Below are 14,211 nucleotides of genomic sequence, written 5' to 3'. Positions count from 1 at the left end.
TCAATGCCCCTTCTTGTTTCGCTTTCCGGTCGGCCGCACACCCGGCTGCGGAGCAACCGGCGCACGGCGTGCAACTGGTGCGCCGACGGCAACCGTCTGCGTACCCTTCTCGGCCAGCGTAGCCCGGCGCGAGAGCACCTTACGAGTGTGCGCGGCAACGGGTCCCCAGCGTTCCTTCATCGACACCAGGAGCGGCGTCGCGAAGAAGATCGAGGAGTACGCACCCACGATGATGCCGACGAGCTGAACCAGCGCAAGGTCCTTGAGCGTGCCGACGCCGAGCATCCAAACCGCGACAACCATCAGAGCGATCACCGGGAGCACACTGATGACGGTCGTGTTGATCGATCGCATCAAAGTCTGATTCACCGCGAGGTTGGCCTGCTCGCCGTACGTCCGTCGCGTCAGATGCAGAACACCGCGGGTGTTCTCTTCGACCTTGTCGAACACCACCACTGTGTCGTACAGCGAGAAGCCGAGAATGGTGAGCAAACCGATCACCGTCGCGGGCGTCACCTCGAAACCGACGAGCGAGTAGACGCCGGCAGTGACGATGATGTCGAAGAACAACGCAACGATCGCGGCTACGGCCATGTCCCGCTCGAAGCGGATGGCGATGTAGATACTCACGATCACCAGGAACACAATCAGCGCGATCAGCGCCTTCTTGGTGATCTGACCGCCCCAGGTTTCACTCACGTCCGCAAAACTGATGGCCTGCGCCGACGGGTTCCCGTTCTTGTCCTTGGGCTGGAACTCGTCGAAGAGCGCCGACTGCAGATCGTTGATCTGCGTCGCGTTCAACGTCTCCGACCGAATCTGTACGGTGGCGCTGGCACCCGAGCCGACCGTCTGCACGCTGACCGGCTCGAACCCGAGTGTGTCGGAGTAGACGGTTTCCACCTCCGACGTCTCGACTCCACCCTCGGCCGGGAACTGAATGCGCGATCCGCCCTCGAAATCGATACCGAAGGTGAAGCCGCGCAGGATGATGCTGAGCAGCGCAATGGCGACCAGAGCGCCGGTCAGTCCGTAGTAGAAGCGACGCCTGCCGACGACCTCGAACGCACCCGTTCCCGTGTACAGCCGCGAGAGCCAACTGTGCTTGGGCATCGCGCCCTGATCGACGCCGGAGTCGGTGATCTCCGACCGGGCTGCGGCATCGGCGGACTCGGCCGAGGAACTGTTGTTGGGCCCCACCGGGGAGTTGTTGGACTCGCTCATGCTCGTGTCTCCTTAGCCGACGCAGCGGCGGCAACCTTACGTTCGCGGGCAACCTCTTGCACTGCGCCGAGACYGTTGACGCTGGGCTTGGACCAGAACGCCGAACGGGACGCCATACTGACCAGTGGCCACGTCACGAGGAACACGACAATCACGTCGAGGATGGTGGTCAGACCCAAGGTGAAGGCGAAGCCTCGCACCTGTCCGACCGCCAGCACGTACAGAACTGCAGCGGCGATGAAGCTCACCGCGTTGCCGGAAAGAATTGTTCGGCGCGCTCGCGCCCAACCGCGTGGCACCGCGGAGCGGAAGCTACGGCCCTCACGCATTTCGTCCTTGATGCGTTCGAAGAACACGACGAACGAGTCGGCGGTCATACCGATACCGATGATCAGACCAGCCATGCCGGCCAAGTCGAGTGTGAAGCCGATGTATCTGCCGAGCAGAACCATGATCGCGTAGACCATGACTCCGGAGAGGATCAGCGACAACGCCGTCAGGACGCCGAGCATCCGGTAGTAGACGAGGCAGTACAGCAGAACGAGAACGAGACCGACCGCGCCGGCAATCAATGCCGCCTGCAGTGAGGCCAGGCCGAGCGTTGCCGAGACCGTCTCGGCCTCGGAAGCTGCGAACGACAGCGGAAGCGAACCGTACTTCAGAGTGTTGGCAAGTTCTTTGGCGCTCTCCGCAGTGAAACTGCCCGTGATCGAGGTCGCGCTACCCGCAGGCGTTGCACCTTGAATCGTGGGGGCGCTGACGACCTTCGAGTCGAGCGTGAACGCTGCCTGCTTGCCGATGTTGGCTGAGGTGAACTCGGCCCAGGTGTTGCTGCCGGTCGTCTTGAACGAGAGGCTGATCTCGTGGCGCGACTGCTGCGAGTTGAAGACCGAAGACGCGTCGGCAATCTCCTGGCCGTCGATGATCGAAGGACCGAGAAGATAGATGTTCAGTCCGTCTTGCGAGCACGCAACCAGCGGAAGAGTCGGGTCGTCGTTTCCACGGAGCGGATCCGCGACGGAGCAGTCGAGGTTCGCCACTGCTTGCTGCTGCACCGTCGGATCGCTGCTCTGTCGGAGGGCGCGCGCTGCGGCGATTTCCGCTGCTGCTGCGTCGCCTTCGTCGGTGCCGTCACTCGATGCGTCCACGGGGGGAGCCGGTGTTGTCGTCTCCGGCGCAGGGGTTGCCTCCGGAGTGGTCGGGTCCTGAGCCAGGAACGGGCGGTTCTGCGGCGTCTGGGTCCCGTCGGCCGGCGCCTCGGGAGCCGGAGCATCAGTGGCCGGAGTTTCAGCCGCTGGCACCTCTGGGGTAGCTGTCCGGTTCGCGTCACGGGTGGCGACGTCGATCGAACCCGTCACCGGGCGGATGTACAGACGGGCGGTCTGGCCGAGCGAGCGAGCCTGCGCACTGTCGTCGCCGGGAACGGTGATGACGAGGTTGTCACCGTCGACGACGACCTCGGAGCCGGAAACGCCGAGACCGTTGACGCGGGTCTCGATGATTTCCTGAGCCTGCTTGAGACTGTCCTGACTGGGAGCGCTGCCGTCCGGGGTACGAGCGGTCAACGTGACGCGCGTTCCACCCTGCAGGTCGATGCCGAGTTTCGGCGTGGCCGACTTGTCTCCAGTGAAGAACACCAGGGCATACAGTGCCACCACCAGGACCCCGAAAAGGGCCAGGTAGCGGACCGGATGCACCGTTCCGGTGGAAGGTGCCACGATCTTTAAGTCTCCTCAGTAGGTGCAGAGCTTCAGTAAATGCAGGGCTCGGGCGGTCGACGACCACCCGAGCTGCGGCGTTCGAACTGCAACGATTGATCAACGGGATGAACTGAGCTGCTGGTGAAAGAACTACTCCGATGAAAGAACTACTACAGACCAACCGATCTGGACGTGTGTCCGAGTTCACAACTCTAGAACWCGTGCCAGGTCGACGAAGTCAGGACTCCTTGGTGAGCCGGATTTCGGTGTCAGCAGCTGATTCTTCGATCTCGGAAACCGAGTCGTCGTCGTACTCGTCGGTTTCGGTCGTCTCGACAACGCGCTCACGGATGACCAGACGCGACCAGGTGGTGATGACACCGTCGGCGATCTCGAGGTCCACGGTGTCGTCGTCCAGAGAAGCAATCGTGGCATAGAGCCCGGCCGTGGTCTGCACTCGATCGCCGACCTGCAGCGAGTCCTGCATCTCGGAAGTGGCAGCCAAAGCCTTCTTCTGCTTGCGCATGCCCAGGAACATGGGCACCAGCAATGCGAGGATCAAGAGTGGGAAAAGCAAACTCGACATGTGTTGATCAACCTCGGTTGTGTTGCACGTTTTACGCCGCGATGGTCCCGGATGGACCTACGCAATACACCAGTGTGCCATTAGTTGCTGAGGATTCCTGACAGATCGGCCGTTCAAGTAGGCCTTTCCAGTCGAAATTCACTCTCCGTTCGGATCGAACAACGTGGCCTGCGGTTCGTTGACACGAACCTCGATACCGCCCGCTGCGGCATCCGGCGGCGGTGTCATTCCGAGTTGAGTCCAGGCAGCGGCGGTAGCCACGCGTCCTCGCGGCGTCCGGGCGATCATCCCGGCCCGAACCAGGAACGGCTCGCACACTTCTTCCACCGTCGACGGTTCCTCGCCGACGGCCACCGCAAGCGTCGACACGCCGACTGGCCCGCCGCCGAACGACCGCACCAACGCACTCAGTACGGATCGGTCGAGACGGTCCAAGCCCAACTGGTCCACGTCGTAAACAGCCAAGGCCGCCTGAGCGACGTCCATCGTGACGATTCCGTCGGCGCGAACCTCGGCGAAGTCACGAACCCGGCGCAGCAATCGGTTCGCGATACGCGGCGTCCCTCGCGAGCGTCGTGCGATTTCGGCGCCGGCGTCAACTTCGAGATTGACACCCAGAATTCCGGCCGAACGCATCAGAATCTGTTGCAGCTCTTCGGGTTCGTAGAAATCCATGTGAGCGGTGAACCCGAAGCGGTCGCGCAACGGACCGGTCAACGCACCTGACCGTGTAGTCGCACCGACCAGCGTGAACGGTGCAACCTCCAGAGGAATCGACGTGGCACCCGGCCCCTTACCGACGACGACGTCGACACGGAAGTCTTCCATCGCCAGGTACAACATCTCCTCGGCCGGACGAGCGATTCGGTGAATCTCGTCGATGAACAGCACGTCACCTTCGACGAGGTTGCTCAGCATCGCGGCCAGGTCTCCGGCGCGTTCGAGCGCCGGTCCGGACGTCAACCGCAGAGAAGAGCCCAACTCCCCCGCGATGATCATCGCCATCGACGTCTTGCCGAGTCCGGGGGGACCGGACATCAGGATGTGATCAGGTGTGCTGCCGCGAAGTTTTGCTCCGGTGAGCACGAGCTGCAGTTGTTCGCGAACACGGGGTTGCCCGATGAAGTCGTCGAGACTCTTGGGACGCAAACTCGCTTCGACATCACCGTCTCCCGCCACCAATTCGGCAGAGACCTGCGACTCGTCGTCGAAATCGTCGATCGGGTCGAAGTTCATCGAGTCTTACCGAGCAGCGACAGAGCAGAACGCAGTGCTACCGACGTTGTGGCCTCGGGCGATTCCGCCAGGACCGAATCCGTGGCTTGCTCGGCCTGCTTGATCGGGAAGCCCAGACCTTCGAGAGCCTCGACGATCTGATCACGGATCGAACTGCCGACGACGACACCGGAAGCCGCGCCGGCCGTCGTCGCGACGGCGTCGACCTTGTCGCGCAGTTCGACGACCATGCGCTCGGCGCCGCGTTTCCCGATACCGGGGACCCTCGTCAACGCCGTCAGGTTGCCTTCCGAGAGTGCCCGCCGCAATGCGTCCGGTTCGAGCACTGCAAGAGTTGCCATCGCCAGGCGCGGTCCGACTCCGGAAACCGTCTGCAAGAGGCTGAACAGGTCCTTCGACTCGGTATCGGAAAAACCGTAGAGCGTCATCGAGTCTTCGCGAACGATCATCGTCGTGAACAGTCGCGCTTCGCTTCCCCGATGCAGTGCACCGAGAGTCACCGGGGTGGCATTGACCCGATAGCCGACACCTGACGCTTCGATGACCGCGTGGTCGAGCGCAATATCGAGTACCTCGCCGCGTACCGACGCGATCATCGTGAACCTGCCTTCTTCATCTCGGCCAATTTTGCCTGATACTTACGCATTTGTTCAGCGGCCATCGCCTCGGCGCGGGCCATTCGCTCGATCATCGGTGCTCGCCAGCAGTGACAGATCGCGAGCGCCAGAGCGTCAGCGGCGTCAGCCGGTTTCGGCGCCGTCTTCAAGTTCAGGATTCGCGTCACCATCGCGGTGACCTGCGCCTTGTCGGCGTTACCGCTGCCGGTAACGGCGGCCTTCACCTCGCTGGGCGTGTGGAAACACACCGGGATGCCGCGTCTGGCGGCAGCGAGCGCGACAACTCCGCCTGCTTGTGCCGTCCCCATCGCCGTACTGACGTTGTGCTGCGCGAATACACGCTCGATCGCGACGACCTCCGGCTTGTACTGCTCGATCCACAGCTCCGCCGCATCGGAGATTCGCAGTAGCCGAGACCCGAGGTCCATCTCGGGCGGGGTCCGCACCACGTCGACAGCAATGGGGCGCACTTTCCTGCCGTTGCTCCCGTCGACCACACCCAACCCGCAGCGAGTCAAGCCTGGGTCCACTCCGAGCACGCGCACTTTGTCACACCTCTCCATACCGAACAGCTGTTCGATAGCTTAGCGGTGCGCGGGCCTACTACCCCGCATCAACACGCAACCCGGCCGAGACGCGGACGTCAGGGCCGGGTTGAGTTGAAAAGCAATCAGTCTTCGAGAGCCGCGAGAACCTCGTCGGACAGATCGATGTTGGTGTAGACGTTCTGCACGTCGTCAGAGTCTTCGAGCGCGTCGACGAGCTTGAAGATCTTGCGTGCGCCGTCGACATCCAAGGGAACCTCGACGGAAGCGCGGAAATCGGCTTCAGCGGAGTCGTAGTCGATGCCGGCTTCCTGAAGTGCCGAACGGACGGCAACCAGATCCTGTGGCTCACTGACGATTTCGAAGGTTTCACCGAGATCGGTCACTTCCTCGGCACCGGCGTCGAGCACAGCCATCAGGACGTCGTCCTCCGACTGGCCGTTCTTCTCGAGCGTGACGACACCCTTGCGAGCAAACAGGTAGGAGACAGAACCCGGGTCAGCGAGGTTGCCACCGTTACGGGTCATCGCGGTGCGAACTTCACCGGCTGCGCGGTTGCGGTTGTCGGTGAGGCACTCGATCAGAACGGCGACGCCGTTGGGTCCGTAGCCCTCGTACATGATGGTCTGCCAGTCTGCGCCGCCCGCTTCTTCACCGGCGCCGCGCTTGCGCGCACGCTCGATGTTGTCATTGGGAACAGACGTCTTCTTCGCCTTCTGGATGGCGTCGTACAAGGTGGGGTTGCCCGTGGGATCGCCACCGCCGGTTCGTGCCGCCACCTCGATGTTCTTGATCAGCTTCGCGAAGGATTTGCCACGACGTGCGTCGATCACAGCCTTCTTGTGCTTGGTGGTGGCCCATTTTGAGTGGCCGCTCATGCGATTCAAGCCCCTTTCCTGCTGCGTTGCGCACGCCGAATGCGCGTCTTTCAGCTCTGCCGATGTTACCCGTCCCACGTCACAACGCGCTGCATCCCCCGACACGAATTAGTCAAACCGCGCATTGTTTGCATAGAATGCAAACATGTTGGTCCGAATAGATCACGCCTCCACAACTCCACTAGCGGAGCAGATTGCAGCCGGGGTTCGTGGCTCGGTCATCCGCGGTGAGATCGGACCAGGTGACCGCCTGCCGTCCGCTCGCGCTCTCGCCGAGTCGATCGACGTCAATCTCCACACGGTTCTTCGTGCGTACGCAACACTCCGCGACGAAGGCCTGATCGACCTCCGACGCGGACGTGGCGCCGTCATTCGCGCCGAATTCGACTCGGGAAGAACAGCTCTCAACGAATCTGCGCGCGAGTTCGTACGGCAGGCCCGCAATCTCGGACTCGACACTGCGCACATGCTCGACCTCATCAAGGAGACCAGCACACAATGACGACCAGCAAGATCCGACTCTGGACAGCAGCTTCGCTGACTCTGATCCCGACCCTGATTCTGGTTCTCGCACGCTTCGCGTGGGGTGACCGCATACCCGAGACCGTCGCGAGCCATTGGTCCGGATCGACCCCGGACGGGTTCAGCACCACGACGACGTTTTTCGCCATCGCACTGGTGATTTCACTGGCGGCTGTCGTTTGCGCCTGTGTCGTCGCGGCCCGTTCGAGCGACAACGCGCCCTTGTTTCTCGCCGTAACCTCGATCTCGAGTGCGACACTGGCGACGATCTGGATTCTGAGCGTCGCCTTGACGATCGACGCCGGGTCGCCGGAAGACGCGCGTATCGGCTGGTGGATTCTTGCGCCGATCGCGGCGGTACTCGTAGGAGTTCTGGCATACGCGCTGCCTGACCAGCAACGAAGCCGCCGGGAGTCGCCACTGCCAACCCCGACGCTCGATACTCCGCTGACGGCCTCCGAACGTGCAGTGTGGGTCGGGCAGGTCCGCAGCGTCTGGCCGTGGATCGTTACCGCCGGCCTCGTAGTTCTCGTGATCGCGACTGCCGCGTACTCGGATTGGTGGGTTGCCGTGATCCTGGGTGTGTCCACCCTCGCCGTCACAGCATTCGCGTCGGTCACCGTGCGCGTCGACCGTCATGGTGTCGGCATCAGTTCCTGGGGCGTTCGATGGAAGAAGATCCCCATCTCGAAGGTGAAGTCCGCATCAGTCGACGCGATACGTCCGGCCGAATGGGGTGGATGGGGTTACCGAATGACACCGCGCGGAACAGCCGTCACTCTCCGCTCGGGTGAGGCCATCGTGGTCACTCTCGCGAACGGACGACTGTTCGCCGTAACCGTCGATCACCCGGAAGACGGTGTGAAGCTGATCAATTCGTTGGTTCAGGCTGGTTGATTCACGAACAACGTCAATTCACGAACAACACGGCAGCGGCATTGCCGGCGAGGTAGAAGCCGGCAATGCCGAACACCCAACCCATCGCGCTGTCGCCGTGGCGTGAGATGAACGAGTCCACCCCGCTCAGCGGCTTGTCCAGTCGGTCGCCGGCCACGATCCGCCCGCACAACAGAAGCACTGCCGGAGTGGCCATGATCAGGCAGTATCCGGCAAGTATCGACGCAGACGTGACTGCGGACAGCCCAGCAGCGGTGATCATCGCGATCGCCGCCAAGTAGGGCAGCATCGTCACCAATTCGGCGGTCCCGGCAGCAATTGCCAGAAGTACAACACTTCTCGCGGAACTGGCCGAGCCGAGCACCCGCTCTCGCCAAACATGGGTTCGATCGGCTTGACCGGATGTGCGCCTCTTCTCGGAATCGAATCGAAAGCTCCACGCGAACAACGCGATACCGAGTATCAACTGCGCACCGCGGGCGGCGGGGGTTTCGAGCAGCGGGGCGACGACAGGCATACCTGCCCGTGCCGTCGTCCAGACTGCCACCCCGACGACAAAATAGAACGTCGTGATGACCACCAGATACGTCAGCAGCCTGCGAACCTGCGGTCGTCCCGGCATCAACAACATCCAGACCGGGACGACCAAAGTTCCGATGCTCGTACTGTCCAGCAGGGCGAGCCCGCCCAGCGTGGTGAGCAGGACGAGTTCCACGTCAGTCGTTTCGGCGCTCGGGTATCGCTGTCTCCCTCGTTCGGACTGCATTCACGATGTCGAAGGCACCGATGATCGCGAGGATCACGCCGAGTGGTCCGCCGCGAAACCAGAAGAACTCGGCGTCACGCGCGAACAGCCACAGACAGCCGCCACCGACGACCAAGAGAATGCCGATCATCAACTCGAAGCGAATTTTCATACGTCGAGCCTGTCTTCTCTATCGAATCCGCACATCAGCCATCGGAACAACGCCGACCTCATCATTTGGTATGACAAGTCAGGCGCCCCGATGTGCTCTGATAAGTCTGTGGTGACCAGAAGTCGGAGTGTCGGCAAGTGGAACGATCCGCTCATCGCCTTCGGCCTGTTCGCGATCGGGGTACTCCTCTACCTGGTCGGCCTGTACCAAATGTGGACCGATGTCGGAGGTGTCGCCGAGGTTCCCGCCGGGGTTCGGATCGGGATGCTGGCTCTGCTGTGTGCGATCGACTCGTTCCGGCGGGTGCGTCCGGCAACAGCTTTGGCGGCGGGGGCCGTCATCGTCGCGGTCGACGCTGCCCTGGGACCCACTCTGCCGATGTGGCTGGTCCTCTCGGATCTCACCTACGCCGCAGTTCTGTACGGGACGGCGCGGCTGGGCCGAGTGGTGTGTTCTCTGACCGCGGTGACGGTTGCCGCGCTCACCGCACTCGTCTACCTGTCCACCCAGGACGTCCGCGCTGCGGCTGGGGCAGGCGTGGTGACGGCACTGTTCTTCGGTACGCCGGTGTGGTGGGCACTGGTCATCCGTCGACAAGTCGAACTGACCGAGGCCGAACGCGAGCGTTCCAGAGTCCACGAAGCACTCGCCACTCTGGACCGCGAGGCCGCAGTCGCTCACGAACGAGCAACCAWGGCGCGCGATCTGCACGACGTCATCGCAAGCCACCTCTCCGCCATCGCAATCCATTCGGAGGCGGCACTGTCCACCACAGCTCTCTCCGGTGAACGGGGCGAACCAGACGACGGCTTGAGGGAGATGATCGGAGCGATCAGATCGAGCAGTCTCGCGGGCCTTTCCGAGATGCGGTCGATGATCGAACTGCTCCACGCCGGGGACGACGAGACCCCGGACCCGCGTTCCTCTCCCCCGCGGCTGACCGAGTTGCCCGTCGTCCTGGACGCAGTTCGGGCAGCCGGCGGCACTGTGCACGTTGCGATCGACATCGATGCTGCCGACCTGCCGAGCGTGGTCGATCACACGGCGTATCGGATCACCCAGGAAGCGTTGACCAATGCGCTCAAGCATGCACCTGGTGCGCCGATCTCGATGTCGATCTCTCTCCAGCACAATGCATTACAGATCGAGATCCGAAACCCGGTCGGTCGCGACACATCCCATCCGCGGACTGGAACGCGTGGACTTGCAAACATGCGTCACCGCGCCGAGCTGCTGGGCGGTTCACTCGACGCACTTCCGGTCGACGGAGAATGGACGGTATGCGCGCAGCTACCGGTCCCCGCACCGAACGGAACGGATCGGTGATCACCGTCGCCCTGGTCGACGACCACGCCGCAATCCGCTCCGGCCTGGCGATGATCCTGCGGCAGCACGACGACATCGATGTCGTTGCAGAAGCCGGTGACGGAGCGTCGGCGATCACCGTCACCCGCACGCATCAACCCGACGTCGTACTCATGGACGTCCGGATGCCAGGCACCGACGGCATCGAGGCGACGCGTCAGATCATCGGGACGACCCGCAGCCGGGTTCTGGTGTTGACCACCTTCGACCTCGACGAATACGTCTTCGCGGCCCTGCGCGCCGGCGCGTCGGGATTCCTGCTCAAGACTGCGACCGCGGACGAACTGACCAACGCTATCCGCAACGTCGCGGCCGGAGATGCAGTGCTCGCTCCTCGCGCGGCGCGTGCACTGATCGGCGAGTTCGTGCAGCGTGCACCCAAACCCACCGAACCGCTGGGATTGAGCGAGCTCACCGACCGTGAACGTGAGGTGCTCGCGCTGCTGGGGACGGGTATGTCCAATGCCGAACTGTCGCGTGAACTCGGTGTCGGTGCTCCGACGGTGAAGTCGCATGTGTCGCGAGTTCTGTCGAAGTTGCACCTCACCTCACGCGTCCAGGCAGCGATCCTTGCCCGCGAACTGGAGCTGTAGGTTCGGCCGAGGCTGGCTACTCGAGTTATCCGCGAACCAGATCGACGAACATCTCGTGTACTCGACGGTCACCGGTTACCTCGGGATGGAAAGAAGTGGCGATCACCGAGCCCTGCCGAACCGCGACGATCCGGCCCGCGGCCTCCCCCGCGGCGGCGGGAACCTGCGCAAGGACCTCAACGCCCGGTCCAACTCGCTCCACCCACGGCGCGCGGATGAAGACGGCGCGGATGGGATCTCCGATGATGCCCTCGAACTCCAGGTCGGACTCGAAAGAATCGACCTGTCTGCCGAAAGCGTTGCGGCGCACCGTCATGTCGATGGCGCCGAGATGCTCGGCGTCCGGCCGGGTGTCGAGTACCTCGCTCGCCAGCAGAATCATGCCGGCACACGAACCGTAGGCCGGCAGACCGCCGCGAAGACGCTCACGCAGCGGATCCAACAGTTCGAACACCTGCAGAAGCCGGCTCATGGTGGTGGATTCGCCACCCGGAATCACGATTCCGTCTACCTTGTCCAGCTCCTCCGGCCGACGGACACCCACGGCATCCGCACCCGAATCATCAAGTGCAGCAAGGTGTTCGCGAACATCACCCTGGAGGGCGAGTACACCGATCAACGGACGCGTCATCACACAGTTCCTGTCTTGTTCTCACGGCTGTCGGGTTCGCGTTCCAGACGCGTCAAACCCTCCTGAACCACCGCTGCCACCATGTTGCCATCGCGATCGTAGATACGCCCCTGAGTGAGCGCGCGACCGAAACCTGCCGACGGCGATGTCTGGTCGTAGAGCAACCACTCGTCGGCCCGGAACGGACGCAGGAACCACATCGCGTGATCGAGCGAAGCAGTCTGCGTCTTCACGCCCCGGTGCGGGACTTTCGAAGTTCCGAGCAGGGTCATGTCACTGAGGTACGCAAGCGTGCAGATGTGCAGCAGCGGACGATCCGGCAGAGGCTCGCGGTAGCGCATCCACACGCGCTGTTGTGCGGCGAGATCCGGCGCTGACGCACTCTGCTCGGCCGGCACAATTCTGATGTCCCAGTTCTTCCATTCTTGGTAGAACTGCGATTCCGCCAACTTGGGAACGGTCTGCGCGTCCTGCAAGTCCTCCGGCGCCGGAACGGAAGGCATCCGATCCTGATGCTCGATACCTTCGTCCTCGACGTGGAACGAGGCCGACATCGTGAAGATCGTCTTGCCGTCCTGGACTGCGTTCACCCGGCGGGTGCAGAACGAGCGCCCGTCGCGGATGCGGTCCACCAGGTAGACCGTCGGAATCTTCGGGTTGCCCGGGCGCAGGAAGTATCCGTGCAACGAGTGCACGTGGTAGCTCTCGTCGACGGTACTCACGGCAGAAACCAACGACTGCCCGGCAACCTGCCCGCCGAACGTCCGCTGAAGTGCGGTGGGATGGACCGCACCACGGAAGATGTCCTTCTCCAGGTGTTCGAGCGCGAGGATCTCCTCGATACCAACCATGAGTCCTCCGGAAATAGACCGCCGCAGTGGGCGCGATGACGGTTCACAATATCGCCTCGGCGAGCGGGCACGGCACCATGGTGGGCGTGAGCACATTCATCCCGTCCACTCCCCTCGCCCTGGCCGAGCAGATCGCAACGCTGACCGGATCATTTCCGTCGGTGGCGGTAGTAGCGATCGACGGACCTGATTGTGCGCAGCCGTCTCGGCTCGCGGAACTGGTCCGGGCCGCCGTCGAGTCGCACAGCAGGCCGAGTGCTGTTGTGTCACTGCACGACTACGTGCGGCCGGCTTCGCTGCGATACGAGTTCGGTCACGAGGATGCGCTGAGTTACCGCACCATCTGGTTCGACTATCCGGCACTCGATCGTGAAGTGATCACCGCTGCCCGCACCAAACGAGCGTTGTTGCCGAAACTCTGGGACGAACCCACCGATCGATCGGCTCGCTCGACCCGCGTCCCCGTCCATGAGCGCGCGGTCATCGTGATCGCCGGTCCGATGTTGCTCGGGCGTGGGCTGGAGTTCGACGTCAGCGTCCGCCTGGACATGAGCGAACCTGCCATGCGGCGGCACACTCCGGAGGCGGATCTGTGGACCGTCGACGCACTCCTCGAACACCGATCAGAGGTGTCCGAGGAGGTCGATTTCGAGGTCAGGTACGACCATCCGGCCCGGCCTGCGGTGCGGTCTCGCCAGTGAAGGTCTCACTGCGATTGATCTCACTGCGGCCGACCTCACTTCGGGCGATACAGCCTGGTCAGGCCTTCCTGAACGACTGCAGCAACCATATTTCCTCGGCTGTCGAAGATTCGTCCCTGCGTCAATGCGCGACCGAAGCCCGCTGACGGCGACGTCTGGTCGTACAACAGCCACTCGTCGGCCCGGAACGGCCGCAGGAACCACATGGCGTGATCGAGCGAGGCGCTTTGCATTGCGACGTCCATGTGAGGGCCTCGGGAAGATCCGAGCAGCGTCATGTCGCTCATGTACGCAAGCGTGCACACGTGAAATACCGGGTCGTCCGGGAGAGCCTCGCGGGAACGGAACCATACTTGCTGCTGTGCGGCAGCGCCTGGACGTTTGTTGATGTCGGCCTTCGGCACCATCCGGAGGTCCCAATCGGCCCACTCGCGAGCCAGCCACGCAGTCTCGGGATCTTCCGAATCCTGGGCGATGGCCAAGGTCTCGGGGTCAGGGACCGGTGGCATCTCGTCCTGGTGCTCGATGCCTTCGTCTTGGACGTGGAAGGACGCCGACATCGTGAAAATGGCTTGCCCGTCTTGAATTCCGGTGACCAAGCGGGTCGCGAACGATCGACCGTCCCGAACACGATCAACCAGAAAAACGGTCGGCTCCATCGGATTGCCCGGACGCAGGAAATATCCGTGCAACGAATGAACTGAATAGGCCGGATCGACCGTGCGTACCGCTGACACCAATGCCTGACCGGCGACCTGGCCGCCGAAAGTGCGGGTCAGGGTGGTCTCCGCGATGATTCCTCGAAAGATGTCACGCTCGAGGCGTTCCAACTCCAGAATTTCTTCGATCCTCGCCATCGATGCTCCACATCTTCCCGTGTACCGACGTCTACCGACCTTCACACAATGCCTGACGCACCCCCGGCCACCAAAGTGGGCATCCGAAAAC

The 14,211-nt window shown here is 62.7% G+C and carries 17 protein-coding genes; 5 read left to right on the top strand and 12 right to left on the bottom strand.

Annotated features, from left to right (window positions below):
* The 7 genes from secF to AC1DWA_RS25390 form a co-directional block, all read right to left on the bottom strand.
* A complete protein-coding gene (secF, locus tag AC1DWA_RS25420) occupies positions 1–1,224 on the bottom strand; it encodes a protein translocase subunit SecF (protein ID WP_019748303.1) in 1,224 nt (407 codons plus the stop codon).
* Positions 1,221–2,942, bottom strand: a complete 1,722-nt coding sequence (gene secD, locus AC1DWA_RS25415) for a protein translocase subunit SecD (RefSeq protein WP_477917176.1) — start codon at positions 2,940–2,942, stop codon at positions 1,221–1,223. The genes secF and secD overlap by 4 nt, the downstream gene beginning before the upstream one ends.
* A gap of 220 nt (positions 2,943–3,162) precedes the next feature.
* A complete protein-coding gene (yajC, locus tag AC1DWA_RS25410; protein WP_019748301.1) occupies positions 3,163–3,510 on the bottom strand; it encodes a preprotein translocase subunit YajC in 348 nt (115 codons plus the stop codon).
* Positions 3,511–3,648: 138 nt separating this feature from the next.
* The gene (gene ruvB, locus AC1DWA_RS25405; RefSeq protein ID WP_019748300.1) at positions 3,649–4,746 is read right to left on the bottom strand and encodes a Holliday junction branch migration DNA helicase RuvB; all 1,098 of its coding nucleotides are present in this window, start codon (positions 4,744–4,746) and stop codon (positions 3,649–3,651) included.
* The gene (gene ruvA, locus AC1DWA_RS25400) at positions 4,743–5,342 is read right to left on the bottom strand and encodes a Holliday junction branch migration protein RuvA (protein ID WP_007732953.1); all 600 of its coding nucleotides are present in this window, start codon (positions 5,340–5,342) and stop codon (positions 4,743–4,745) included. The genes ruvB and ruvA overlap by 4 nt, the downstream gene beginning before the upstream one ends.
* Entirely contained in the window at positions 5,339–5,908 is a 570-nt protein-coding gene (ruvC, locus tag AC1DWA_RS25395; protein ID WP_020907638.1) for a crossover junction endodeoxyribonuclease RuvC, read from the bottom strand. The genes ruvA and ruvC overlap by 4 nt, the downstream gene beginning before the upstream one ends.
* 125 nt (positions 5,909–6,033) lie before the next feature.
* Positions 6,034–6,786, bottom strand: coding sequence for a YebC/PmpR family DNA-binding transcriptional regulator (locus AC1DWA_RS25390; RefSeq protein ID WP_007732951.1), 753 nt, complete (start codon positions 6,784–6,786; stop codon positions 6,034–6,036).
* Between the two features lie 145 nt (positions 6,787–6,931).
* Here AC1DWA_RS25390 and AC1DWA_RS25385 point away from each other — a divergent pair, with 145 nt between their 5' ends.
* Entirely contained in the window at positions 6,932–7,288 is a 357-nt protein-coding gene (locus tag AC1DWA_RS25385) for a GntR family transcriptional regulator (protein ID WP_003943322.1), read from the top strand.
* Entirely contained in the window at positions 7,285–8,205 is a 921-nt protein-coding gene (locus AC1DWA_RS25380) for a hypothetical protein (protein WP_477846761.1), read from the top strand. The genes AC1DWA_RS25385 and AC1DWA_RS25380 overlap by 4 nt, the downstream gene beginning before the upstream one ends.
* Before the next feature lie 13 nt (positions 8,206–8,218).
* Here AC1DWA_RS25380 and AC1DWA_RS25375 read toward each other — a convergent pair whose 3' ends face one another.
* Together AC1DWA_RS25375 and AC1DWA_RS25370 are read right to left on the bottom strand one after the other, a co-directional pair.
* Positions 8,219–8,920 (bottom strand): GAP family protein, encoded by a 702-nt coding sequence (locus tag AC1DWA_RS25375; RefSeq protein WP_019748297.1) that lies wholly within the window; start codon positions 8,918–8,920, stop codon positions 8,219–8,221.
* 1 nt (position 8,921) lies between these two features.
* The gene (locus AC1DWA_RS25370) at positions 8,922–9,122 is read right to left on the bottom strand and encodes a hypothetical protein (RefSeq protein WP_003943331.1); all 201 of its coding nucleotides are present in this window, start codon (positions 9,120–9,122) and stop codon (positions 8,922–8,924) included.
* A gap of 111 nt (positions 9,123–9,233) precedes the next feature.
* Between AC1DWA_RS25370 and AC1DWA_RS25365 the strand changes: the two genes are divergently transcribed.
* Both AC1DWA_RS25365 and AC1DWA_RS25360 read left to right on the top strand, forming a co-directional pair.
* Positions 9,234–10,448 carry a sensor histidine kinase gene (locus tag AC1DWA_RS25365; protein WP_477917174.1) on the top strand — a complete coding sequence of 405 codons (1,215 nt, stop codon included), beginning with the start codon at positions 9,234–9,236 and terminating at the stop codon, positions 10,446–10,448.
* On the top strand, positions 10,403–11,080 hold the full coding sequence (locus AC1DWA_RS25360) for a response regulator (RefSeq protein WP_060938512.1): 678 nt from the start codon (positions 10,403–10,405) through the stop codon (positions 11,078–11,080). Before AC1DWA_RS25365 ends, AC1DWA_RS25360 begins: the two co-directional genes overlap by 46 nt.
* A gap of 25 nt (positions 11,081–11,105) precedes the next feature.
* Here AC1DWA_RS25360 and pdxT read toward each other — a convergent pair whose 3' ends face one another.
* Both pdxT and tesB read right to left on the bottom strand, forming a co-directional pair.
* On the bottom strand, positions 11,106–11,711 hold the full coding sequence (gene pdxT, locus AC1DWA_RS25355) for a pyridoxal 5'-phosphate synthase glutaminase subunit PdxT (protein WP_003943308.1): 606 nt from the start codon (positions 11,709–11,711) through the stop codon (positions 11,106–11,108).
* A complete protein-coding gene (gene tesB, locus AC1DWA_RS25350) occupies positions 11,711–12,562 on the bottom strand; it encodes an acyl-CoA thioesterase II (RefSeq protein ID WP_019748293.1) in 852 nt (283 codons plus the stop codon). The genes pdxT and tesB overlap by 1 nt, the downstream gene beginning before the upstream one ends.
* A gap of 35 nt (positions 12,563–12,597) precedes the next feature.
* On the opposite strand from tesB, the gene AC1DWA_RS25345 reads away from it, so the two are divergent.
* On the top strand, positions 12,598–13,263 hold the full coding sequence (locus AC1DWA_RS25345; RefSeq protein ID WP_225989351.1) for a nucleoside/nucleotide kinase family protein: 666 nt from the start codon (positions 12,598–12,600) through the stop codon (positions 13,261–13,263).
* Between the two features lie 35 nt (positions 13,264–13,298).
* Here AC1DWA_RS25345 and AC1DWA_RS25340 read toward each other — a convergent pair whose 3' ends face one another.
* Positions 13,299–14,120, bottom strand: a complete 822-nt coding sequence (locus AC1DWA_RS25340; RefSeq protein ID WP_092765557.1) for an acyl-CoA thioesterase — start codon at positions 14,118–14,120, stop codon at positions 13,299–13,301.
* Between the last annotated feature and the right edge of the window lie 91 nt (positions 14,121–14,211).

The organism is Rhodococcus sp. P4_F3_2, assembly GCF_056401335.1.
The sequence above is the reverse complement of the archived record's forward strand: the minus strand, read 5'-3'. Positions and strand labels throughout refer to the sequence as shown.